General features: G+C 62.3%; 22 protein-coding genes. 14 read left to right on the top strand and 8 right to left on the bottom strand.

What is annotated here, in order from left to right; all coding sequences use genetic code 11:
* Positions 1-65 precede the first annotated feature (65 nt).
* Entirely contained in the window at positions 66-497 is a 432-nt protein-coding gene (locus ACST81_RS23210) for a hypothetical protein (protein WP_438754432.1), read from the top strand.
* 9 nt (positions 498-506) lie between these two features.
* Here the strand turns inward: ACST81_RS23210 and ACST81_RS23215 are convergent, their stop codons facing one another.
* The gene (locus ACST81_RS23215; protein ID WP_438754434.1) at positions 507-1,727 is read right to left on the bottom strand and encodes an adenylate/guanylate cyclase domain-containing protein; all 1,221 of its coding nucleotides are present in this window, start codon (positions 1,725-1,727) and stop codon (positions 507-509) included.
* A 183-nt stretch (positions 1,728-1,910) separates the two neighbouring features.
* Positions 1,911-2,810 (bottom strand): LysR family transcriptional regulator, encoded by a 900-nt coding sequence (locus tag ACST81_RS23220; protein WP_438754435.1) that lies wholly within the window; start codon positions 2,808-2,810, stop codon positions 1,911-1,913.
* Between the two features lie 123 nt (positions 2,811-2,933).
* Between ACST81_RS23220 and ACST81_RS23225 the strand changes: the two genes are divergently transcribed.
* A complete protein-coding gene (locus tag ACST81_RS23225) occupies positions 2,934-3,674 on the top strand; it encodes an SDR family oxidoreductase (RefSeq protein WP_438754437.1) in 741 nt (246 codons plus the stop codon).
* A gap of 132 nt (positions 3,675-3,806) precedes the next feature.
* On the opposite strand, the gene ACST81_RS23230 is transcribed toward ACST81_RS23225, so the two are convergent.
* The 3 genes from ACST81_RS23230 to ACST81_RS23240 form a co-directional block, all read right to left on the bottom strand.
* Positions 3,807-4,214, bottom strand: a complete 408-nt coding sequence (locus tag ACST81_RS23230; RefSeq protein WP_438754440.1) for a type II toxin-antitoxin system VapC family toxin — start codon at positions 4,212-4,214, stop codon at positions 3,807-3,809.
* Positions 4,211-4,444 carry an AbrB/MazE/SpoVT family DNA-binding domain-containing protein gene (locus ACST81_RS23235; protein WP_438754442.1) on the bottom strand — a complete coding sequence of 78 codons (234 nt, stop codon included), beginning with the start codon at positions 4,442-4,444 and terminating at the stop codon, positions 4,211-4,213. The genes ACST81_RS23230 and ACST81_RS23235 overlap by 4 nt, the downstream gene beginning before the upstream one ends.
* 107 nt (positions 4,445-4,551) lie before the next feature.
* Positions 4,552-4,725, bottom strand: a complete 174-nt coding sequence (locus ACST81_RS23240; protein ID WP_438754444.1) for a hypothetical protein — start codon at positions 4,723-4,725, stop codon at positions 4,552-4,554.
* Between the two features lie 199 nt (positions 4,726-4,924).
* On the opposite strand from ACST81_RS23240, the gene ACST81_RS23245 reads away from it, so the two are divergent.
* On the top strand, positions 4,925-6,082 hold the full coding sequence (locus ACST81_RS23245) for an alpha-hydroxy acid oxidase (protein ID WP_438754446.1): 1,158 nt from the start codon (positions 4,925-4,927) through the stop codon (positions 6,080-6,082).
* A 12-nt stretch (positions 6,083-6,094) separates the two neighbouring features.
* Positions 6,095-7,474: an FAD-binding oxidoreductase gene (locus ACST81_RS23250; protein ID WP_438754448.1), complete on the top strand. Its 1,380-nt coding sequence runs from the start codon at positions 6,095-6,097 to the stop codon at positions 7,472-7,474.
* Positions 7,475-7,480: 6 nt separating this feature from the next.
* On the opposite strand, the gene ACST81_RS23255 is transcribed toward ACST81_RS23250, so the two are convergent.
* Complete coding sequence (locus ACST81_RS23255) at positions 7,481-8,188, bottom strand: transcriptional regulator NanR (RefSeq protein WP_438754450.1); 708 nt, start codon at positions 8,186-8,188, stop codon at positions 7,481-7,483.
* Positions 8,189-8,393: 205 nt separating this feature from the next.
* On the opposite strand from ACST81_RS23255, the gene oiaX reads away from it, so the two are divergent.
* Positions 8,394-9,647, top strand: a complete 1,254-nt coding sequence (oiaX, locus tag ACST81_RS23260) for a 3-oxo-isoapionate-4-phosphate decarboxylase OiaX (RefSeq protein ID WP_438754452.1) — start codon at positions 8,394-8,396, stop codon at positions 9,645-9,647.
* Between the two features lie 5 nt (positions 9,648-9,652).
* Positions 9,653-10,996, top strand: coding sequence for a four-carbon acid sugar kinase family protein (locus ACST81_RS23265; protein WP_438754604.1), 1,344 nt, complete (start codon positions 9,653-9,655; stop codon positions 10,994-10,996).
* 12 nt (positions 10,997-11,008) lie between these two features.
* Here ACST81_RS23265 and ACST81_RS23270 read toward each other — a convergent pair whose 3' ends face one another.
* Complete coding sequence (locus ACST81_RS23270) at positions 11,009-11,974, bottom strand: HD-GYP domain-containing protein (RefSeq protein WP_438754453.1); 966 nt, start codon at positions 11,972-11,974, stop codon at positions 11,009-11,011.
* A gap of 450 nt (positions 11,975-12,424) precedes the next feature.
* On the opposite strand from ACST81_RS23270, the gene ACST81_RS23275 reads away from it, so the two are divergent.
* From ACST81_RS23275 to apnL, 7 genes are all read left to right on the top strand, one after another.
* Complete coding sequence (locus ACST81_RS23275) at positions 12,425-13,252, top strand: phosphogluconate dehydrogenase C-terminal domain-containing protein (protein WP_438754455.1); 828 nt, start codon at positions 12,425-12,427, stop codon at positions 13,250-13,252.
* A 77-nt stretch (positions 13,253-13,329) separates the two neighbouring features.
* The gene (locus ACST81_RS23280; protein ID WP_438754457.1) at positions 13,330-14,271 is read left to right on the top strand and encodes a D-ribose ABC transporter substrate-binding protein; all 942 of its coding nucleotides are present in this window, start codon (positions 13,330-13,332) and stop codon (positions 14,269-14,271) included.
* 75 nt (positions 14,272-14,346) lie between these two features.
* On the top strand, positions 14,347-14,991 hold the full coding sequence (locus ACST81_RS23285; protein ID WP_438754459.1) for a DUF2291 family protein: 645 nt from the start codon (positions 14,347-14,349) through the stop codon (positions 14,989-14,991).
* Between the two features lies 1 nt (position 14,992).
* Positions 14,993-16,549, top strand: a complete 1,557-nt coding sequence (locus tag ACST81_RS23290) for a sugar ABC transporter ATP-binding protein (protein WP_438754461.1) — start codon at positions 14,993-14,995, stop codon at positions 16,547-16,549.
* On the top strand, positions 16,549-17,613 hold the full coding sequence (locus ACST81_RS23295; protein WP_438754463.1) for an ABC transporter permease: 1,065 nt from the start codon (positions 16,549-16,551) through the stop codon (positions 17,611-17,613). Before ACST81_RS23290 ends, ACST81_RS23295 begins: the two co-directional genes overlap by 1 nt.
* A gap of 192 nt (positions 17,614-17,805) precedes the next feature.
* Positions 17,806-18,840 (top strand): Gfo/Idh/MocA family protein, encoded by a 1,035-nt coding sequence (locus ACST81_RS23300; protein WP_438754465.1) that lies wholly within the window; start codon positions 17,806-17,808, stop codon positions 18,838-18,840.
* A complete protein-coding gene (apnL, locus tag ACST81_RS23305; protein WP_438754467.1) occupies positions 18,837-20,705 on the top strand; it encodes a D-apionate lactonase in 1,869 nt (622 codons plus the stop codon). Before ACST81_RS23300 ends, apnL begins: the two co-directional genes overlap by 4 nt.
* Positions 20,706-21,531: 826 nt before the next feature.
* Here the strand turns inward: apnL and ACST81_RS23310 are convergent.
* Complete coding sequence (locus tag ACST81_RS23310; protein WP_438754468.1) at positions 21,532-21,717, bottom strand: hypothetical protein; 186 nt, start codon at positions 21,715-21,717, stop codon at positions 21,532-21,534.
* 201 nt (positions 21,718-21,918) lie between these two features.
* Here ACST81_RS23310 and ggt point away from each other — a divergent pair, with 201 nt between their 5' ends.
* Positions 21,919-23,655 carry a gamma-glutamyltransferase gene (gene ggt, locus ACST81_RS23315; protein WP_438754470.1) on the top strand — a complete coding sequence of 579 codons (1,737 nt, stop codon included), beginning with the start codon at positions 21,919-21,921 and terminating at the stop codon, positions 23,653-23,655.
* Positions 23,656-23,750 lie beyond the last annotated feature (95 nt).

Below are 23,750 nucleotides of genomic sequence, written 5' to 3' on the forward strand. Positions count from 1 at the left end.
TTGACTAAAGCGTGCATATCGCTATACATTCGATCTTGCTGAAATTCCGTTGGTGGAGCAGGACAATGGATATTGCTGCATATAGGGACTTGGTCATTCCAGTCATCAAATCACGGTATCCGGATCTCCAGAATCCAGAAGTGACCGACATCGCAGAAAACCTGTTTTCCGGAACGATTGTCGTCGTCCGATCTGACAACAAGGTTGCCCACGAGGAGATCGTTTTCGTCACACCCTCCCATCAGGTTAAGGTGTTTTCGACGACGGAAGAACTGGCATACTTCCTTCAAAAACAATGCAACAGAACCTGGTTCGACAAGATTTCATCGAAACCGGTTCTGAGCGGTATCGTATTCCTTGGATTGCTCGTGGTGTTGTCGTGCATCGGTCTGACGAGCGAAAATCCCTTGAAGCAAAACGTGGTCGCCACCCTTGGCGCTGTTGCGTCCCTTGCAGCCGGATACTTCTTCGGCACAAGCCAAAGCAGTCGCTCCTGAACGGCACCTCTATCCTTCCACCTTCTCCAGCGGCAACAGCGTGAACAATTCCTGCGCCCGCTTCACGCCGCGCAGGGCGTAGCGGCCGATGGAGACGACCTCGGAGCCGCGCGGCGGTGGGGCTGCGGCAACGAATTGCGAGGACATGATGACGCTGCGGTCGACGAAGCGGCACATCGAGGCGATGCGGCTAACCTCGTTGACGGCCGGGCCGATGACCGTGAAGTCGAGGCGGTCGCTGGAACCGATATTGCCGTAGAAGACATCGCCGATATGCAGGCCGAGATAGACCTCCGTCACCGGCCGCCCTTCGAGCATGCGCCGCTCGTTCAGGCCTTTCAGTTTCTCGCGCAGGCTCTTCTCGGCGATCAGCGCGCGGGCGCAGGCGTCCTCGCGCTCCTCGGCCTTGAAGATCGCCAGCGTCCCATCGCCGATCAGCTTCAGCACATTGCCGCCGGCCTCGTGGATCGAGGAGATCACCGCGTCGGCGTAATCGTTGAGGAAGGGAATGATCTCGTCCGGCGCGAGATTGTCGGAAATGCGGGTATAGTTCTGCAGGTCGGAAAACCACAGGACTGCCGAGATTCGCTCCGCCTTGCCGCGCGAGATGCGGCCTTCCAGCACCTGTTTTGCGGCGTCCTCGCCGAGATAGACTTCCGCGATGGTGCGCGAAATCCGCGTCAGCGAGCCGGACTTGATCGCCAACGCCAGCACCGGAACGAGTTGGCGAAGCGCTGCGATGTCGTCATCGCGAAAACCACCCGCGTCCATGGTCGTCCAGTGGGAGTAGAAACAATCCATGTCGCCGATATGGCTGTCCTGCGCGAAGCGATGGATCATCGCGACAAAGTCCTGGTGACCGGCAGCGACCAGCGTATCGAGCGCGAAGAAGTCGGCGGGATCGCCGAAGCCGATGCGGCGGCGGATTTCGTTCGCGTTGTTCTCGCGCAGATGGAAGAAGGCAGAGCGTTCCCAATTTTCGGCCGAAACCCCTTCATTCGTCGGCCCGTATTCGAACGCCGTCTTCACCGGTTCCTGGCTGTCCCACTGGAAAGCCCGCCCCTCATAGACCGGATGCAGCGTGTCGATCAGCGCCAGGCCGCGATCGAGCCGCATGCCGATGGCGCGGGCGCGCTGACAGAAGCCGTTGACGATATCCATCTCGTCCGTGCCCTTCAGACCCTGCGTCGTCAACCAGGCGGAAATCTCTCCGATGTCGTTTGCGTTCATGTCGTTGTCCTGATTCCCGGGGTCTTCACATATCTATCGCATAGACCTCTTGTCCGGAACGGATTTGAGGGCATGCGGTCGGCTCGGGATGTTTCGTGCGGAGATGTCCGGCAAGCGGACGGAAGGCTGGACGCGGGATATGGGAAACCGGCTTGTGAAAGACAAGCGGCTACCCGAAATTTTCTATCGCGCCGCCTGCCATGCCGCGAACTCCCGCGACACCCAGTCGATGAAGACCCGCACGCGGGGCGAAAGCTGACGGCTGCGCGGATAAAGCAGCGAAACCGGAGTCGGGGTCGGCGGCGTGTCGGCCAGGATTTCGACCAGAATGCCCTGCCGCAGGTCCTCCTCCAGCGAATAGCGCGGCGCCTGCATGATCCCCAGCCCCAGCCGCGCCGCTGCCGTCAGCGTATCGGCGCCATTGACCGATATGGTTGCCGGCAGAGAAATATTGCGAATGGCTCCCCCGACGGTGAATTCGAGCGGCAACAGGCCGCCTGTCGCCGTCGACCAGAAACCGATCATCTGGTGGCCGGCGAGATCGTCTAAACTTTGCGGGATACCGAAACGCTCGATATAGGCGGGCGCGACGCAGGTGATCTCCTCCAGCAAACCGACACGCCGCGCGATCATGTCGCTGTCCTGCAGTTCGCCGGCCCGGAGCACGCAGTCGATTCCCTCGCGGACCAGATCGACGAACCGATCGCCCTCGCTCATATAGAGTTGGATATCGGGATAGTCCGACAGGAAGGCCGGCAAGCCCGGAAGGACGAAATGCCGGGCCATCTTTCCGTGTACATCCACCCGGAGCAGTCCCTTCGGCTTGGCGCCTGCAAAAGCGCCCTCGGCGTCCTCGATATCCGAGAGGATGGTCAGGCACCGCCGGTAATAGGCCTCGCCGTCGAGCGTCGGGCTGACATGCCGCGTCGTGCGCTGCAGCAGGCGGACGCCGAGCCGCGTTTCCAATTGCTTGACCGCATCGGTCACCGTCGAGCGCGGCAGTCCGGTATCCTCGGCGGCCAAGGTAAAGCTGCGCCGCTCCACCACGCGGGTAAAGACCCGCATCGCATCGAACCTATCCATGAGTATTGTTCGCCTTTGCCGGATAGTGATGCCGACTATTGGCTGATTATCCGCCCAAAGGAAAGACGCATCTTCTCCCCATCGAAAACGCGCTGAGGCGCAGAAGACTGAAGGAGAACCACAATGGCTATCACCGAAAACAAGGTCGCCCTGGTGACCGGTGCATCCCGCGGTATCGGCGCCGCGATCGCCGGGCGTCTCGCAAACGACGGCTTCACCGTCGTCATCAACTATTCCGGCAATGCCGAACCGGCCGAGGAACTGGCCCGGACGATCGAGCAGGCGGGCGGCAAGGCGCGGACCGCGAAAGCCGATGTCAGCAATACCGAGGCCGTGCGCGGCCTGTTCGATGCGGCTGAAACCGCGTTCGGCGGCATCGACGTGCTCATAAACAATGCCGGGATCATGACGCTGTCGCCGATCGGAGATGCCGACGATGCCAGCTTCGATCGCCAGATCGGCGTCAACCTGAAGGGCACGTTCAACACCATGCGGGAAGCGGCCAAGCGCCTTCGCAACGGCGGCCGGATCATCAACTTCTCCACCAGCGTCGTCGGCCTGAAGCTGGAGACCTATGGCATCTACGCCGCCACCAAGGCGGCCGTCGAAACGCTGACGGCGATCATGGCCAAGGAAATGCGCGGCCGGAACATCACCGTCAACGCCGTCGCCCCCGGTCCGGTCGCGACCGACCTGTTCCTCAATGGCAAGTCCGAGGAACTGATCGCCCGCATGGCCAAGATGAGCCCGATGGAGCGCCTGGGTACGCCGGATGACATTGCGGCCGTGGTTTCGATGCTGGCCAGCGCCGACGGTGGCTGGATCAACGGCCAGACCCTGCGCGCCAACGGCGGCCTCGTCTGAGGCCTTGCGGGATGGCGGCATGACCGCCAGCCTGGGCTGGCACGTCTGGGCCATGTTCATGGGCTGGATCGCCTCTTTCACCGGGGAGCGAGACTTGCATGCCGCCTTCCCGATCCCGAGCCTTCCCTGCCATTACCACCGATCCGGCGCCACCAGCGGCACTGTCGGAAAATACGTCCGGTAGCGTGCGGTATCGCGCGTCAGCAGCGGAATACGCTCGACGGCCGCATGCGCGCCAATGAAGAAGTCCGGCAGGACGCCGGAGCGGGTGCCTCCGGCTTTGCGGTAGGCCTGAAACACCTTGCCGGCCAGGAACAGAGCCGGGCGCGGCATGGTGACCATGTCCAATCCCGCTTCCGACAGAAAGGCGTCCAGCCGCTCGATCAGATCATAGCGCACGCTGAGTTCGGCATAGACAACGTCGTTGATGAGAAGCGGTCCGCGCAAAGCCGCCGCCTCCAGTTGTTCGATCGACCAGTCGGCCCAGTCTGGATTATCCGTCACCACGTCCAGAAGAACGTTCGTATCGATCAGGATCATCCGTCACCACGGGTCAGCGCCATGATGGCATCCGTGCTCATCCCCTCACCCGCATGCCCACGCAACTTGCTGAAGCGGCTCGTCGGACGCTTCTCGTCGGCGCGCGTCAACACGACTGTGCCATCTGCGGCACGATGAAAATCCACCCGCGTACCCGGCACAATGCCCAGCAGGTCGCGCACAGGCTTGGGAATAGTGACCTGCCCCTTGCTCGTTACGGTCGCGCTCATCGCCCACCTCGGTAAGGATTATTTTTCCGAAGGTATTACATCGCGGGTTCGCCTTCAAGAGGCGGCCCCGCGCGCCAACCGGACCTTCAGCCCGCTGCGCGTTTCGGTCAGTCGCCGATCCCCACCCGCACGCCACCCGGTTCGGAGGCGCCGAAGTCCGGCACGGGGCGATAGCCCTGGTATTGTGCATAGGTCGTGTTGCCGGCGCCGCCGGTGCTGGCGCATCCCGACAGCGTGAGAATCGCCGCAGCCGCAGCCAGGATGAAGGGTTTGAAAGCCATGGATATCTCCTGTTATCGAGGCCGCTGGGTCCGGGTGATCCGGCCCCTCTCTGCTCTGAATGATCGCTTACAGCAGATAATACATTTTTTCCCAAAGGCGAGATGCGGTTTGTTCGAATCTATCCATGTTGATCGTCATTGGGGCTTTCTGCGGCGGCGACACGGGCGCTAATGTCGGCGACCGATTCGAGGAGCCCGCATGACGAGCCTGCACAGACGTTTTCCCTGCGTTGTCGACATGGAAGCCGCCGCCAAGCGACGCATGCCGAAATTCGTGCATGACTATCTGATCGGCGGTCTCGGCCGCGAAAGCAGTGTCCGGCGCAATGTCGCGAGCCTTGATACGATCGAACTGATGCCGCGTTACCTGTCGGAAGCGCCCGCGCCGGACATGGGCATAACCCTGTTCGGAAAACGCTTCGATGCACCGTTCGGCGTAGCACCCCTCGGCCTTGCCGGCCTGCTCTGGCCCGGTTGCGAGGTGCCGCTGGCCAAGGCCGCCAGGGCGCACAACATTCCGCATGTCTTGTCGACCTTTGCCAATCGCGCCATGGAAACGATCGGGCCGATCGTCGGGGACAATGGCTGGTTCCAGTTCTATCCGCCGAACGATCCGGCGATGGAGGAAGACATGATCGGCCGCGCTGCCCGCGCCGGTTATGAAACGCTGGTCCTGACGGTCGATATCCCCGCACCAACCCGCCGCGAGCGTGACATCCGCAACGGCATGTCCGTGCCACCGGTCCTTGACCTCAAGACCATGTTCCAGATCGCCACGCACCCGCATTGGGCGCGCCACGTTCTCCGCAACGGCATCCCCGACTTCGAGAACCTGTCGCCCTATTATCCGAAAGGCTCATCTCTTCAAGAGTCAGCCGCATTCGTCGGCCGGACGATGACTGGCCATCTCGGCGAGACCCGCGTCCGCCGCATTCGCGACGCCTGGAACGGCCGGATGCTGGTCAAGGGCGTGCTCGATGTCTCAGAAGCACAGGCCTACATGGCGCTCGGTGCCGACGGTCTGATCGTCTCCAATCATGGCGGCCGGCAACTCGATGCCGCCCCGACCGCTGTCTCCGTCCTGCCGGGCATCCGTCATGCGCTTGGGCCGGACGTGCTGATTGCCGCGGATGGCGGTGTCCGCTCCGGTCTCGACGTGGCGCGTTACCTGGCGCTCGGCGCCGATTTCGTGTTGATCGGCCGTCCCTTCGTCTTTGCCAGCGCCGCCGTGGGGGCAGAAGGCGGCGGTCATCTCATGACCATTCTCAAGGCCGAATTGTCCGGCGCGATGGCCCAGCTTGGCTGCCGCACCGTTGCCGACCTGCCGTCTTTCCTGCATGCCCCGCGCGCCAACTGAAGGAATTCCACCGTGACCGTCATCGACGACCTGCTCGAAGCCCTCGGTGCGGAGGTCGTTCTCACCGGCGCTGCGATCGGCGAACGGTATCGCAGCGATGCCAGCACGACCGGGCAGTCCCTGCCGCTCGCCGTGCTTCGGCCCACCCATACCGAGCACGTCGCGGTTGCGCTCAAAATTTGCGACCGCCACGGCCAGTCTGTCGTGCCGCAGGGTGGTCTCACCGGCCTTGCCGGCGGCGCCAACGCGCGCAGCGGCGACATCGCCCTGTCGCTGGAACGCATGTCCGGCGTCGAGGAGATCGACACGGCCGCCGGCACGATGACGGTGCTTGCCGGCACGCCACTCGAAGTGGCGCAAATGGCGGCCGAGACCGCCGGCTTCCTGCTGCCGATCGATCTCGGCGCCCGTGGGTCCTGCCAGATCGGCGGCAATCTTTCCACCAATGCCGGCGGCATCCGCGTCATCCGCCATGGCGTGACCCGCGACAACGTTCTCGGTCTCGAAGCCGTGCTGGCCGACGGCACCGTGCTCTCCTCGCTCAACCGCATGACCAAGAACAACACCGGCTATGACCTGCGCCAGTTGTTTATCGGCTCGGAAGGGACGCTGGGCATCATCACCCGCGCCGTGCTGCGGCTGCGGCCCCTGCCGGTCGCGCGTCTGACCGCGCTCTGCGCGCTCGAAACCTATGGCAATGTCGTCGCGCTGCTGAAAGCTGCCGAGCGCGAACTGTCCGACCTCTCCGCCTTCGAGGCCATGTGGCGGACCTATTTCCGCTTCAACGCGGATGCGCTCAATCTCACCTTCTTCGACGCCCCGCATCCGTTCACCGTCATCATCGAACAGGATGTCGGCGGCAGCGACGAGGACAGGGAGCGTTTCGAGGCCTTCCTCGGCAAGGCCTTCGAGGATGGCCTGATCACCGATGCGCTGGTCGCCCAGTCGGAAAAGGAGGCCCGCGCCTTCTGGTCGGTACGCGAAGGCCACCTGATGGACCAGTTGCTGCCGGGCCTCATCAATCTCGATGTCAGCCTGCCGATCGGACAGCTCGACGATTTCGCCGGCGATTGCGAGACGGCGCTACTCGCCCGCTATCCCGCTGCGCATGTGTCCTTCTTCGGCCATGTCGGCGACAGCAACCTGCATGTGGCCGTCTGGATCGAACACCCGAGCAAACACGACCTGCACGAGATCGACGCCATCGCCTATGATCTTGTCCGGAAGTACAAGGGCTCCATATCGGCGGAACACGGCATCGGCATGCTCAAGCGCGATTTCCTCGATCATTCCCGCAGCCCCGCCGAAATCGACGTGATGCGCCGCATCAAGGCGGCGCTGGATCCGAACGGTATCCTCAACCCGGGCAAGGTGATCCCGCCTGCGGTCTGAACCGGATTACTTCGCCGTATAAAGCGCCCGCGAGCGTTCCAGATGCTTCAGCACCGCCTCTTCGGCCGCATCGGGGTCACGAGCTTCGAGGCAGGCGATGATTTCCTCGTGTTCGGCCAGCGTGAATTTCTCCTTGCCGGTCCAGATCAGCATTTCGGTATGGTATTCCTGCAGCCAGGCCAGCATCGCCTCGCTGACGGCGACATAGATCGGGTTGCCGGAAATGCGGGCGATGCGGGTGTGGAACTCCATGTCGGCGGAAATGAAGGCGTCTGCATCGCCGAGCGAATTGCGCTGGTGGTCGAGAATGGCGCGCAGGCTGGCGATATCGGCGGCATTGCTCTTCTGCGCCGCCTCGCGCGCCATGCCGCGCTCGAAGAAAATCCGGGCGTTTTTCAGATGTTCCAGCGAATCCGAGGATTTCGCCAGCATGATCTTGGCCGTCATGTCCATCTGGCGGAAGATCGATTGCGCGGTCAGTTCCAGCACCTTGGCGCGTTCGCCATGCGAGATCACCACCAGCCCCATGCCGGCTAGGGCCTGCATCGCCTCGCGGATCGCCGGGCGGCCGACGCCGAAGCGCTCCATCAGTTCGCGCTCGGACGGCATTTCGTCACCCGGCTGAAGTTCGCCTGATGTGATCATGCCTTTCAGCCGCGCGAAAACCTCGTCGGACAGTTTGCGGCGAACGATCTGTTCTGTCTGCTGGGCCATATTTTCCTGCTGTCTCGTCGTCACAATCGTTATGCACCGCCGCGCCTGCAAAGGAAATGGACGGATGGCTTCTACCGGCCACAGTCCACATTCACCATTGCGGATGCAAGCACCCTCTTGCGCAATTGATATACTCATTATACCAGTTGCCGGAAACGTGCCAGCCGGAACCGATAGCCAACCGGTGATACGGGAGGAATTCTTCATGATCGTCGTCACCTACAGGATAGAGACCTCGGGCAGCATCGAAGCGATGGCGGAAAAAATCGCCAGCGACCAATCGACCGGCACCTTCGTACCTGTCCCCGGTGAAACGCCGGAACTGAAGGCCCGCGTCGCCGCCCGCGTCCTGGAAGTCCGTCCCCTCCCCGATGCAGATCACCCAAGCTGGCCGGAAGCCGCCGCCGGCCATGGCCCGATCCGCCGCGCCGATGTCGATATCGCCTTTCCGCTCGATGCTGTCGGCACCGACCTCTCCGCCCTGATGACGATCGCGGTGGGCGGCATCTTTTCCATTCGCGGCATGACCGGCCTGCGCGTCGTCGACCTGAAGCTGCCGCAGGAATTCCGCGACGCCTATCCCGGCCCGCAATTCGGCCTGCCCGGCAGCCGCAGGCTCACCGGTGTCACCGGCCGCCCGATGATCGGCACCATCGTCAAGCCGGCGCTCGGTCTGCGCCCGCACGAGACGGCGGAACTGGTCGGGGAACTGATCGAGTCCGGTGTCGATTTCATCAAGGACGACGAGAAGCTGATGAGCCCGGCCTATTCGCCGCTCAAGGAACGCGTCGCCGCCATCATGCCGCTGATCCTCGACCATGAGCAGAAGACCGGCAAGAAGGTCATGTACGCCTTCGGCATTTCGGCGACCGATCCGGACGAGATGATGCGCAACCATGATCTCGTGCTGGAAGCCGGCGGCAATTGCGCCGTCGTCAACATCAACTCGATCGGCATGGGCGGCATGGCGTATCTGCGCAAGCGCTCGGGCCTCGTCCTGCATGCCCATCGCAACGGCTGGGACGTGCTGACGCGCCATCCCGGCATCGGCTTCGATTTCAAGGTCTGGCAGCAGTTCTGGCGTCTGCTCGGCGTCGATCAGTTCCAGATCAACGGCATCGGCGTCAAATACTGGGAGCCCGACGACAGTTTCGTCGAAAGTTTCAAGGCGGTGACGACGCCATTGTTTGATGCCTCCGACTGCGCCCTTCCCGTCGCAGGGTCCGGCCAGTGGGGCGGGCAGGCGCCGGAAACCTATCGCCGCACCGGCCGCACCACCGATCTTCTCTATCTGTGCGGCGGCGGCATTGTCAGCCATCCGGGGGGACCTGCGGCCGGCGTACGCGCCGTACAGCAAGCCTGGGCTGCGGCGGTCGCGGACATCCCGCTTGAAACCTATGCGAAAGGCCACCCGGAACTGGCCGCGTCCATCAAGAAATTCGGCGGCGGAAGCGAGTGATGCCCATGTCCGATCAGAGCAATCTCCTCCTCTCCTATTACGGCGACGACCTCACCGGCTCCACCGACGTGATGGAGGCGCTGGCCTCCAACGGCGTCGAGACCGTGCTGTTCATGGACGTGCCGAATGATGCGTTGTTGAAGCGCTTTGCCCATTGCCGCGCGATCGGCCTTGCCGGCACCAGCCGAAGCGAAACGATCGCCTGGATGGATGAAAACCTGACGCCCGCCTTCGGCTGGCTGAAGAGCCTCCGGGCCGCCATCTGCCATTACAAGGTCTGCTCGACCTTCGATTCCAGCCCGACGGTCGGCAATATCGGCAAGGCGGTCGAGATCGGCAAGGCGCTGTTCGACCAAGCCTATGTGCCGGTTCTGGTCGGTGCGCCGCAATTGAAGCGCTACACGGCCTTCGGTCACCTCTTCGCCGCCTATCAGGGCGACGTCTACCGCATCGACCGCCATCCCGTGATGAGCCGTCACCCCGTCACCCCGATGGCCGAGGCCGATCTTCGCCTGCACCTCAAAGCCCAGACGCTGCTCGAAACCCGGCTTGCCGATCTTTCCATGCTGGCCGCCGCTGACGCCGATGCGCGGATCGGCGCGCTTTGCGATACCGCCGATGGCATGGTGCTGTTCGATGTCGATAGCCCAGAAAGCCAAGCGCGCGCCGGCCACCAGCTCTGGCGCCTGAAGCGCGACAACGGCTGGTTCGTCACCGGCTCGTCCGGCGTCGAATATGCGCTGCTCGCGGCTTGGGCCGATGCCGGGCTGACGGAGGGCCGAAAGACCTTCCCTCTGCCCGGAAAGGCCGATCGCATCGCCGTCGTGTCCGGCAGTGTCTCGCCGACCACCGAACGGCAGATCCGCCACGCCACCGCCAACGGCTTTGTCGGCATCGATCTCGATCCGCTGGAACTGCTCGGCGAAAACGGGTCGGCCGCCCTGGAAAAGGCGATCGCCGCCGGCATCGATGGTTTGAAGGCCGGCCGCAGCGTCATCCTCAACACGGCGCTCGGGCCTTCCGCCGATCGCGGCGGCGATATCGACCGAATCCCCGGCAGCCGCCACCGTCTCGGCCGCCTGCTCGGCACCATCCTGCGCCGTCTGGTCGAGGACCAGCAGCTCAGCCGCGCCGTGATCGCCGGTGGCGATACGTCCAGCCACGCCTTGCGCGAACTGCATGTCCAGGCGCTGACCACGCTCCTGCCTTTGCCTCAGACACCCGGTTCACCGCTCTGCACAGCCCACGGCGCCCATGCGCCGACCAATGGTCTGCAGATCGCCCTCAAGGGCGGCCAGGTCGGATCGGACGGATACTTTTCGCAGATCCGCGACGGACTGCAGGAATAGCGGCAGGAACTCTCAGGCGTTCAGTCGATCGGCATTCCGCCGATCGATCCCGGGCGGAAGTTTCGGCGAGCCGCGCATGCTGGAGATGAACTGGCCGAGCAGATGCCGGTCGAAATGACCTTCCGATTTCAACATCATCTTCACGGTTTCGGCCGGCGACCAGGCCCGCTTGTAGGGTCTGGCCGAGGTCATCGCGTCATAGACGTCGCAGATGGCGGCGATCCGGACGGGAAGGCTGAGCTGCTTGTCGGAAAGACCGTTCGGATAGCCCTTGCCGTCCATGCGCTCATGGTGATGCAGGCAGACGTCCAGAACGAGTTCAGGCATGTCGCCCTGGCGGGCCAAGAGTTCATAGCCCCGGACGGGATGCGTGCGGATGACGGCCATTTCCGCCGTGCTGAGGGCGCCTTCTTTCGACAAGAGCGTGTCCGGCATCATCATCTTGCCGATATCATGCAGCAGCCCGGCAATCCCCAGTTCGCGGACTGTCTGCTTGTCCAGCCGCAGCCACCGGCCGAAATGCACCATCAGCGCACTGACCGAGATCGAGTGGAGAAAGGTATATTCGTCCTTGCTCTTCAGCCGGGTGATGCCGATCAGGGCAGCCGGATTGCCCTCCATCGATCGCGCGACCTGTTCCACGGCGAGATCGGCGTGCGCGAAGCTTGCCGTGCCGCTTAGCCTGATGTCGGAAAAAAGGTTTTCGAGCAGCGGCTTCGTCAGCTCGATCGTCTGCATCGCCTGCTTGATTTCTGCTTCGGAAAAGGCTCGTGGAGCAGGATTTGCGGCCTTGGGGGATAGCGACGGCGCGGAGCTACCGACATCCACACCCCGGCTGGTATCGATGACCAGGCTGATGATGTTGCTGGCCTTGACCTTCGCGACCGCGGCTTCGTTCTTCAGGAGAAAGCTGCGAACCCGCATGGCTTCGTCCCGCAACGGATCTTCGATGTCGGTAACGAACATCCCCACAAGCACTTGGTGTCTCTTGATCCGTTTGAGCATGCCCTGCGATCTTTTCCATCCCAAGCGCTGATCGACAGCCGAAAACTACAATGCCATTACCACTCAACCCGATGCATACTATGCGACGACAAAAAACGTGAACTTCACCCCCAAATCCGGGGCCTTCACTGCAAATATACTCAATCCTGAAGCTTTTTACATCTCAAACCACAGCTTAATAAAATATAATATCTTTAATCCGCGTTAACATCTCAACCTAGAGTTATGAGGTGGGAAGCCACGGCTCCCCAGTGTCAGACATGACTCTGACGTCCCGATTGCCTTGCCGCTGTCCTCCTCTGTCCCCTTTCAAGCATTTGACACCAGCTTCGTTAAAAAATCATCTCACCATCTGACATACTGATTGACTCATCATACCAGTTGGCCTACACCATCGCAAAACAAACGCGCAGGTGAGGAAACATGACTTCGATCGCACTCTTCGGTGCTGGTGGCAAAATGGGCTACCGGCTTGCCAAGAACCTCAAAGGCTCGCGCTTCGACGTGCGCCATGTCGAGCTGAGCGACGCAGGAAAGGCACGTCTGCAAGCCGACCTCGGCCTCTCCTGCGTCGATGCCGACGCGGCACTCTCGGGTGCCGAAGTGGTCGTGCTCGCCGTGCCGGATACCGTCATCGGCCAGGTTGCGGCCGGTATCGTCGACAAGCTTGCCGCCGGCACCATCGTCATTGTGCTCGACGCAGCGGCTCCTGCCGCCGGCCATTTGCCTGTTCGTGACGACCTCACCTATTTCGTCACCCATCCCTGCCATCCGCCGATCTTCAACGACGAGACCGACCCGGCCGCCAAGCGCGACTTCTTCGGTGGCGTCGCCGCCAAGCAGCACATCGTCTCCGCCCTGATGCAGGGTCCGGAGGAGCACTATGCGCTGGGCGAGGAAGTGGCCAAGGTCATCTGGGCGCCGGTCATGCGCTCGCACCGCGTCAGCGTCGAGCAGATCGCGCTTCTGGAGCCGGGCCTCTCGGAAACCGTCTGTGCGTCGCTGCTGGTCGTCATGCGCCAGGCGATGGACGAATGCGTCGCCCGCGGCGTGCCGAAGGAAGCCGCGCGCGACTTCCTGCTCGGCCACATGAACGTGCTCGGCGCCGTCATCTTTGAAGAGACGCCCGGCGTCTTTTCCGATGCCTGCAACAAGGCGATCGAATTCGGCATCCCCGTCCTGATGAAGGACGACTGGAAGAAAGTCTTCGAACCCGAGGAGATCGCCGCAAGCATCCGGCGCATCACCTGACAAGCGGGCCCAGCGCCCGCAACCCCTTCGGCCCCGCCGGGAACGGGGCCGTTCAATTCGCACCTGGGAGGAAACACATGAAACTGACACGCAGACTGACCCTTGCCGCCCTCGCCGGCGTTCTTTCGATGAGCGTTGCCATGCCGGCTTTCGCCGCCGACCTCATCGCCATCATCACGCCGTCGCATGACAACCCCTTCTTCAAGGCGGAAGCTGTCGGCGCGGAAGCCAAAGCCAAGGAACTCGGCTACGAGACCCTCGTCCTGGTTCACGATGACGATGCCAACAAGCAGAGCCAGCTGATCGATACCGCTATCGGCCGCGGCGCCAATGCCATCATCCTCGACAATGCCGGCTCGGAAGCCTCGATCGCCGCCGTCCAGAAGGCCAAGGATGCAGGCGTTCCCTCCTTCCTGATCGACCGCGAAATCAACGCCACCGGCGTCGCCGTGTCGCAGATCGTTTCCAACAACTATCAGGGTGCGCAGCTCGGTGCGGAAGAGTTCGTCAAGCTGATGGGCGAAAGCGGCAACTATGTCGAGCTTCTCGGCCGTGAAGCCGACCTCAACGCCGGCATCCGCTCGAAGGGCTATCACGACATCATCGACGAATATCCGGAGATGAAGATGGTCGCCCAGCAGTCGGCCAACTGGAGCCAGACGGAAGGCTATTCCAAAATGGAAACCATCCTGCAGGCAAACCCGGACATCAAGGGCGTCATCTCCGGCAACGACACGATGGCCATGGGCGCGATCGCAGCTCTCCAGGCGGCCGGCCGCAAGGACGTGATCGTCGTCGGCTTCGACGGCTCCAACGACGTCCGCGATTCGATCACCTCCGGCGGCATCAAGGCAACCGTTCTGCAGCCGGCTTACGCCCAGGCCCAGATGGCTGTCGAGCAGGCTGACACCTACATCAAGACGGGCAAGGGCCCGGCTGAGGAAAAGCAGCTGATGGATTGCGTTCTCATCAACGCCGACAATGCCGCCAAGCTCGAAACCTTCGCGCTCAAGGACTGATCCTCCCAAAGGACACGCACAGGGCGGAGCATCTCTGCCCTGTGCGTTTTTGTGTACGACGACGGAGTGACTTTCATGCCGAATTTCCGGGCCGCAGCCGCAATTTCGCTCGCCATTGCGCTGGTGTTGCCCGGCTGCAAGATCATCAAGACACCGACCGCTGAAGAAGCGGCCGTCGCCGCGAGCGGTGGTTTCGACCCCGACAAGCAGGTTGCCGACCTGTGGGACGCAAAGGTCATTCCCTTCCTCCAGCAGCGGGCAGGCACATACCAGGAGGTCTCCGGGCTCATCGCTTCGGATGCAACCGCTGCAGCCGCCAAATACGGCCACAAGGAAAAGAATGGCACCGCGCCATGGACCTATGCCGCGAAGGTATCCGGCACGGTCGTCAAGGCGGAGACGAAATCCCGCGCCGGCTATCTCGACACCGATATCGATGGCGACGGCAAGGCCGATGTCCGCATCCAGATCGGTCCCGTCGTCAAGGGCACCGCCATCCGCGACAGCCTCGACTTCGTGAATTTCAGCGAATTCAAGAACCAGATCCAATGGGCTGAGTTCGGCAAGGCGTTCAACAATCACCTGAATGCCAAGGTTCTCGACAAACTCGCGCGCGACGGCCTCGAAGGCAGACATGTGGAAGCACTCGGTGCCTACCCCGCTCCCTCAAGCGGCCAACCGGCGCTGTTGACTCCCGTCACAATCACGATCGGCGGCTGATATGACGGCCGCAACACACGACACTATTCTCAAGCTCGATGACGTCACCAAGGTCTATTCCGGCATCGTCGCCGTCAAGCATGCCAGCCTCGAGCTGAAGCGCGGCGCCGTCAATGTGCTCGTCGGCGAAAACGGCGCCGGCAAATCGACGCTGATGCGCATGATCGCCGGCGTCGAGAGGCCCTCGCTCGGCCGTATCCTGCTCGAAGGCAAGGAGGTCGAGTTCAACTCGCCGGCCGACGCCCAGAAGCACGGCATCGGCATGGTGTTCCAGGAACTCAACCTGTTCGGCAATCTCTCGGTCGCCGAAAACATCTTCGCCACCCGCGAGCTCACCCGCGGCCTGCGCGGCATCGATCACAAGGCCCAGGTTGAAAAAGCCAATCATTTCCTCGACAAGCTCGACGCCGGCATCAGCGCCGAAACCATGGTCGAGGACCTGCCGATCGGCCAGCAGCAGCTCGTCGAAATCGCCAAGGCGATCTCGCTCGACACCCGCATCCTCATTCTCGACGAACCGACCTCGGCCCTGTCTGCCGCCGAGGTCGATATCCTGTTCAAGGTGATCAGCGAGTTGAAGGCACAGGGCGTTGCCATCGTCTACATCTCGCACCGCCTCGAAGAACTGATGCGCATCGGCGACTATATCACCGTGCTGCGCGACGGCCAGATCACCGGCCAGGCCATGGTGCGCGACATCGACACCAAATGGATCGTCCGCTCGATGATCGGCTCCGATGCCAAGGATTTCGCCAAGTCCGTCGATCACAAGTTGGGCGAGGAAGCCTTCCGCGCCGAGGATATCTGCCTGCCACGCAAGACCGGCGGTCTCGCCGTCGATCACCTGTCGATCTCGGTCAAGGCGGGCGAAGTGCTGGGGATCTACGGCCTGATGGGCGCCGGGCGCAGCGAATTCTTCGAATGCGTCATTGGCCAGCATGCGCACTCGACCGGCAAGATTTTCGTCGCCGGTGAAGAGATCGTCGCCAGGGACACCTCCACCCGCATCAAGAAGGGTCTGGCCCTGATCCCGGAGGACCGCCAGCGCGAAGGGCTCGTGCAGGTCCTGTCGATCGCCTCCAACCTGACGCTGGCGAGCCTCGAAAAATTCGTCAAGTTCGGCTTCCATATCGCCGGCGACCGCGAACAGTCCGCCATCAAGGATGCCATCAGCAACCTTTCGATCAAGGCGCCGAACCCGGAATTCGACGTCACCTCCATGTCCGGCGGCAACCAGCAGAAGGTCGTCATCGGCAAGGCACTGATGACCAATCCGAAGGTTTTGCTGATGGACGAGCCGAGCCGCGGCATCGATGTCGGCGCCAAGGCGGACGTGTTCCGCACCATGCGCCGGTTGGCGGGCGAGGGCCTCGCGATCCTGTTTTCCACCTCCGACCTCGAAGAGGTCATGGCTCTGTCCGACCGCATTGCCGTGATGAGCAACGGCAGGATCACCACCATTCTCGATCGCGAGACCGCAACGGAAGAAGCGATCGTCAAGGCCGCCTCCGTGGGCCACAAGACGGCTGAAACAACCCTTTCGAAGGAACTCGCGTGATGACATCAGCAACCGCTACCGCAAAAGTGCCGTCGGCTGATGGCGGCTCCGTTCTCCTGACACTGATGAAGGCGCGCACATTCATTGCGCTGTTCGCCGTCATCATCTTCTTCTCGATCTTCGCCCCGAACTTCCTGTCGACGTCGAACATGATCCTCATGTCGAAACATGCGGCACAGAACGCCTTCCTTGCCATCGGCATGACCTTCGTCATCATCACCGGCGGCATCGATCTTTCCGTGGGGTCGATCGTCGGCCTCTGCGGCATGGTGGCCGGCGGCCTGATCCTGCACGGCATCGACCTGCAGATCGGCTATACGATGTATTTCAACATCTTCGAGGTCGCCATCCTGACAATGTTCGTCGGCGTGGTCATCGGTGCGATCAACGGCCTCCTGATCACCAAGCTCAACGTCGCCCCCTTCATCGCGACGCTCGGCACGCTCTATGTGGCGCGCGGCATGGCGCTGCTTTTTTCCAACGGCCAGACATTGCCCAACCTCACCGGCCGTCCCGAGCTTGGCAACCAGGGCTTCAGCTATCTCGGCTCGGGCACCATCTTTGGACTGCCGGTCTCGGTCTGTATCCTGATTATCGTCGCGCTCGCCGCCGCCTATTTCGCCCGCTTCGTGCCGCTCGGCCGCCAGATCTTCGCCGTCGGCGGCAATGAGCGCGCCGCCCGCATGTCCGGCATCCGCGTCAACCGCGTCAAGATGTTCGTCTACATGTTCTCCGGTTTCTGCGCTGCTATCGTCGGCCTGATCATCTCGTCCGAACTGATGGCCTCGCATCCGCTGAACGGCACCAACCTCGAACTCAACGCCATCGCCGCGGCGGTGCTCGGCGGCACCTCGATGTCGGGCGGCCGCGGCACGATCGGCGGCACCATCATTGGCGCCTTCGTCATCGGCATCCTGTCCGACGGCCTCGTCATGATGGGCGTCTCCTCCTTCTGGCAGATGGTCATCAAGGGTATCGTCATCATCGTCGCCGTGGTGGTAGACCAGGCCCAAAGACGCCTGCAGCAGCGGGTAACGCTGATGCAGCTGGCGAAGAAGGGCTAAGTTTAGAAAAACCCCTCCCCAACCCCTCCCCACAAGGGGGAGGGGCTCGGATGCCGCACCAAACGCGACAAACCAAGACCTCTCTCACATGCGAGGCCTTTTTGGTTGAAGTGAAGGCGCGGCAGGTTAAGCCCCTCCCCCTTGTGGGGAGGGGTTGGGGAGGGGTCTTCGCATCCGATATGGAGAATTGACATGACCGATCTCAAGGGCGCTCTCATCGGCTGCGGCTTCTTCGCCGTCAATCAGATGCACGGCTGGAAGGATGTCGATGGCGCCGGGATCGTCGCCATCTGCGACCGCGATCCGGAGCGCCTGAAGATTGTCGGCGACCAGTTCGGCATTGAACGCCGTTACACCGATGCGAGCCAGATGTTCGCCGATGGCGGCTTCGATTTCGTCGATATCGCCACGACCGTGAACAGCCACCGCGCTCTGGTCGAACTCGCCGCTGCGAACAGGATCCCTGCCATCTGCCAGAAGCCTTTCGCGCCAACGCTGGCCGATGCCAAGGCCATGGTCGCCGCCTGCGACGCCGCCGGCATTCCGCTGATGATCCACGAGAATTTCCGCTGGCAGACGCCAATCCAGGCCGTCCGCAAGGTGCTGGATTCCGGCGCGATCGGCACGCCTTTCTGGGGCCGCTTCTCGTTCCGTTCCGGCTACGACGTTTTTTCCGGCCAGCCCTATCTTGCGGAAGGCAAGCGCTTCATCATCGAGGATCTCGGCATCCACACGCTGGATATCGCCCGCTACATCCTCGGCGACGTCACGTCTCTTTCGGCCCGCACCAGGCGCGTCAACCTAAAAATCAAGGGCGAGGACGTCGCGACCATCCTGATGGACCACGAGAACGGCGCGACCTCGATCGTCGATGTCAGCTATGCCACCAAGCAGTCTGTCGAGCCCTTCCCAGAGACGCTGATAGAGCTTGACGGCACCGAGGGCTCGCTGCGTCTGTCGCAGGGCTACGAACTGCAGGTCTTCAACGCCGATGGCACTGTCAACACCGATGTTGCCCCAACGCTGCTCTCCTGGGCCTCCCGCCCATGGCACAATATTCAGGAAAGCGTCTTCGCCATCCAACAGCACTGGGCCGACAGCCTGAAGGCCGGTACGGAAACCTCCACCTCCGGCGCCGACAACCTGAAAACCTTCGCCCTCGTCGAAGCAGCTTATGAAAGTGCCGCATCGAAGGCCACCATCGATATCGGAACCCTGCTCAAATGACCGATGCGGCAACGGCTTTCGCGCTTACCGGAACCACACAGGCCGAGCCCGCTCCGCGCCTGCTGAAGGCCGGAAAGCTGACGGCGCAACTGTCCGGCGGTAATCTGCGCATGATCGCCTATGACGGCGTCGAGGTGCTGCGGGCCACTTCCTATCTGGTGCGGGATCGCGACTGGGGCACCTACGATCCCACCCTCTCGGATATCGCCGTCACCGAAACCGCCGCCGGTTTCACCGTCGCCTACAGCGCCCGCTGCAACGGGCCTGACAACACCGCCCTCGACATATCCGCCACGATTGAAGGCCGCACCGATGGCAGGCTGACCTTCAGGGGCGAAGCCCGTTCCTCGACCGGTTTCGAGACCAATCGCTGCGGCTTCTGCATCCTGCACCCGATCGTCGATGTCGCCGGCACCCCGGTCACCGTCGAACATGTCGATGGAACGATCGAAGCCACCGACATGCCCGATCTGATCGAGCCCTGGCAGCCGTTCAAGGACATGCGCGCCATCACCCATACCGCCCTTCCCGGCGTCAGCGTCGAGTGCCGCATGGAAGGCGACACCTTCGAGATGGAAGACCAGCGCAACTGGTCCGACGCCTCCTACAAGACCTATGTCCGCCCGCTGGCCCTGCCCTGGCCCTACCGGATTCCAGCCAATGAGCCCGTCAGCCAGCAGATCACGCTCGTGATCACCGACAGCCGTCCGGCATCCGCTACGCCCGCCATATCCACCACCGGCAAGGCCGCCATCCGCCTGACGCCCGGCGAAGCCTCCGGCACGATGCCCGCCATAGGCCTGCTGATCACGCCTGAGGAAGCCAGGGCGAGCCTTGCCGCCCTTCGGCAATCCGACGCCCCGAAGGCGCAGGACCTGTTGTTTCATTTCGATCCGCTGGCCGGCCATGGTGCCGATGCCTTCACGGATTTCGCAGCAATCGCCGCCATTCATGCCGGCACGACGACGCTGGAGATCGCCGTTCCATGTAAGCGATCACTGACAGAAGAAATGAACGAGATTGCCGGCTGGATGCAGGCCGCGAACTTCCGGCCGGACGCCATCATGGTCTGCCTCGCTGTCGATCGACAATCGACGCCGCCCGGTAGCCAATGGCCGGACTGCCCGCCACTCGAAGACGTCTATGCGGCAGCGGCAAGCGCCTTTCCCGGCATTCGGCTGGGCGGCGGCATGCTGTCCTATTTCACCGAACTCAACCGCAAGCGCGTGCCGGCGAAAACCCTCGCCTTCGTCAGCCATTGCACCAATCCGATCGTCCATGCCGCCGATGATGTCAGCGTCATGCAGACGCTGGAGGCCCTGCCCTTCATCACCCGCTCCGTCCGCGCCATCTATGGCGACAAGCCCTACCGCATTGGCCCATCCACGATCCCCATGCGCCAGAACCCCTATGGCAGCCAGACGATGGACAACCCCAACGGCGGCCGCATCCCGATGGCCAACCGCGACCCCCGTCACAACGGCCAGTTCGCCGCCGCCTTCGCTACGGGCTATGTCGCGTCGGTGCTGGATGCGCGGTTGGAAACCCTGACGCTCTCGGCCCTCACCGGCCCCTTCGGCCTATATGCCGGAGAAAGCGAGCCTGTGGCACCGGGCGGAAACCGCGCCCTCCATGCTGTCGTCAAGGCCCTGGCCGACCTCGCCGGCCGTCCCTGGCATGCCGTCACCTCATCGGATCCGGCCAGGGTACTCGCCTTCGCCGTAGAGGGACAAACCGGCCCTGCCCTCTGGATCGTCAACCTGACCGCCGAGGAGCAAAATGTCGATGCCTTCGCACTGTCGGATCCATCCGTCGCAACGCCGCTTTCCCTGCCGCCCTACGGCGTCCTCGGGCTTCACGCCTGAATTTCAGGCACAAAAGCGCGGCAAATTTATCTCCCCCTTGGCGGGGGAGAAAGCAATTTCAGCTCTTAGCGCAGCTAAGTGCTAGAAATTGCAAGAGAGGGGGTAGGCATGGGAGCACGGAACGGTCCCCTCCCCAACCCCTCCCCACAAGGGGGAGGGCTTAACCCGCCGCCCCGTCTGTCATCGGAAACGAAGGCCGGCGGCTGGGTCTCTCCCCCCTTGTGGGGGAGATGGCCGACAGGCCAGAGGGGGTCTTTTCCATATGCGATAGCCCTGCCCACAAGGGAGAGGCTACACCCAGCCAACCTCTGCCCAAGCCGGGGAAAAGAGCGGGCTGCGAAGATGCGGCATCCCTATCTCTCCCCCAGTGAGAGATGACACAAAATCAACACCTTAGCCAAGGCGAAGTGCTGGATTTTGTTGGTGAGGGGATCTGCGCAGCGAAAGAAAATCCCCGCCCGGAAAATCCAGTCTACGATACCCCTCGTCCCGCCACGGATACACTGCCAGCCGTGGCAGCGAGGCGGGGTCGGCGCCGGGTTTGGGGAAAGGACGGAAGTCTCCAGATTCGGGGTCCAGGCGAAATTTCCCCTCCGCAGGCTGTTGCTGCTGCGGGCGTGCGATGCACAGAGGGCTGACAAGGCCGTAGCGGAAAAAGTGCGTGGGCAAAAACCGCCGAACGGGGCGCTGAGAGGTGTCACTTTTTACTCTTCAAACGAGGCAGCTTTCAGCGCCACGTCCGAAGATGCCAGTCAAACCACGGCGAGACATCGCGCGTGGACCGAAATGCTGAAGCAGATATCTGATCGTTCGTGCAGGCGCGGCCTCATCTTCCTCGACAGCGAGACTCGAAATCCCAGAGCGCGAAAGCAATGCCAAACGCGTTGAGCGCCACGAAAACTAGATTGACATGCATGCCCTGAATTGCCGCACTGACGAATGTGCCGAAAATATAACCCAGAACAAGCAAGGGCAGGACGGCAACGAAAAATTTGAGGGTCAGAAAGGGCACAGGAACTCCGTCGGGTGATATTTGGCGTCAGGTGATACTTGGGGGTCACATAACGGGACAGGATTGCGCGAACCTCGACAACGGCGCCCGGCAAGACAACGGCGAGGAGCGATCCCGACGCACTCGCCGTCGGAAAGGCTGGCAATCGCATCCGAACTCGGCGAAGATGCCACATCCGAAAACCGGAACCGGGAGAACACCATGCTGCCTCTGCCCCGTACCGCCGCGATCGCCGCGCTTATCGTTTCCCTCAGCCTGCCGCCCGCCTTCGCCGCCTCACCCGAGCCGGTCAAGGCCGAGCATGGCATGGTCGTCACCGCCCAGCATCTCGCCACCGATGTCGGCGTCGAAGTGCTGAAGAAGGGCGGCAATGCCGTCGATGCGGCGGTGGCGGTCGGTTATGCGCTGGCGGTGGTCTATCCCACCGCCGGCAATATCGGCGGCGGCGGCTTCATGACCATCCGGCTGAAGGACGGCAAGACCACCTTCCTCGATTTCCGCGAACGCGCGCCGATCGCCGCGACCAAGACCATGTATCTCGACGACAAGGGCGAGATCGTGAAAGGGGCGAGCACCGCCGGCTATCTGGCCGTCGGCGTGCCCGGTTCCGTGCTGGGGCTTGAGACGGCGCGAGAGAAATACGGCACGCTGTCGCGCCAGGACCTGCTGGCGCCCGCCATCCGCTTCGCCAAGGACGGCTTCGTGCTCGATCAGGGCGATGTCGCTTCGTTGGGCAATGGCGCCAAAAAGCTGGCTAAGGATAAGGCCGCCGCAACGATTTTCCTGAAACCCGATGGCAAGACGTTTGCAATCGGTGAAACGCTGGTCCAGCCGGACCTCGCCGCAAGCCTGACCAGCATCTCGGAAAAAGGCCCCGACGCCTTCTACAAGGGTGCTATCGCCGACGCCATCGTCAAGGCGAGCGCTGCCACCGGCGGCATTCTTACCAAGGCCGATTTCGAGCAATATACGGTCCGCGAACTGAAACCCGTGACCTGCAATTATCGCGGCTACGAGATCGCCTCCTCGCCGCCGCCAAGTTCGGGCGGCGTCATCATCTGCGAAATCCTCAACGTGCTGGAAGGCTACCCGCTCTCCTATCTCGGCTACGGCTCGACTGACACCGTGCATGTCATGATCGAGGCGATGCGCCATGCCTATGTCGATCGCAACTCGGCGCTCGGCGATCCGGATTTCGTCGAAAACCCGGTCGAAAAGCTCACCGACAAGGCCTATGCCGCGGAAATCCACGCCAAAATCAACCCGTTCAAGGCCGGGATTTCGAAGGACCTGATGCCGAAGGGCATGGGCGAAAGCACCGAGACGACGCATTATTCGATCATCGACAATGACGGCAACGCGGTGGCCGTCACCTATACGCTGAACGGCTCGTTTGGCGCGGGCGTCGTCGCCGATGGTACCGGCATCCTGCTCAACAACGAGATGGACGATTTCACCTCGAAACCCGGCTCGCCCAATCTCTATGGCCTGGTCCAGGGCGAGGCCAATGCGATCGAGCCGAAGAAGACGCCGCTCTCCTCGATGAGCCCGACGATCATCTCAAAGGACGGCAAGCCGTTCATGGTCATCGGCAGCCCCGGCGGTGCCCGCATTATCACCATCACTCTGGAAGCGATCATCAACGTCATCGACCACGGGATGAGCATCCAGGAAGCCATCGACGCCCCGCGCATCCACCATCAATGGCTACCGGACAAGGTCTATATGGAGCCCTATGCACTGTCGTCGGACACGTTGAAACTGTTGACGGAAATGGGCCATGACGTCGCCGTCGATCCCAGCTGGACCATCTGGGGCCAGGCCGCCGGCATCCTGGTCGGCGGGAAGAATCTGGCGGAAATCGCCGAAGGAGGCGGTGCTCGCTACAATGGCGCGATGGACAGCCGGGCGGCTTCCGGGGCTGCTCGGGGATACTGAAGCATGAAGCGCGCTTCATCGGTTTATCTCCGCAGCCAAGCGCCACAGATAGGGTCGTGGATGCCGGCTACGACGCATCTGCTGCCTTCGCACGC

The organism is Pararhizobium sp. O133, assembly GCF_051669845.1.
Classification (GTDB): domain Bacteria; phylum Pseudomonadota; class Alphaproteobacteria; order Rhizobiales; family Rhizobiaceae; genus Pararhizobium.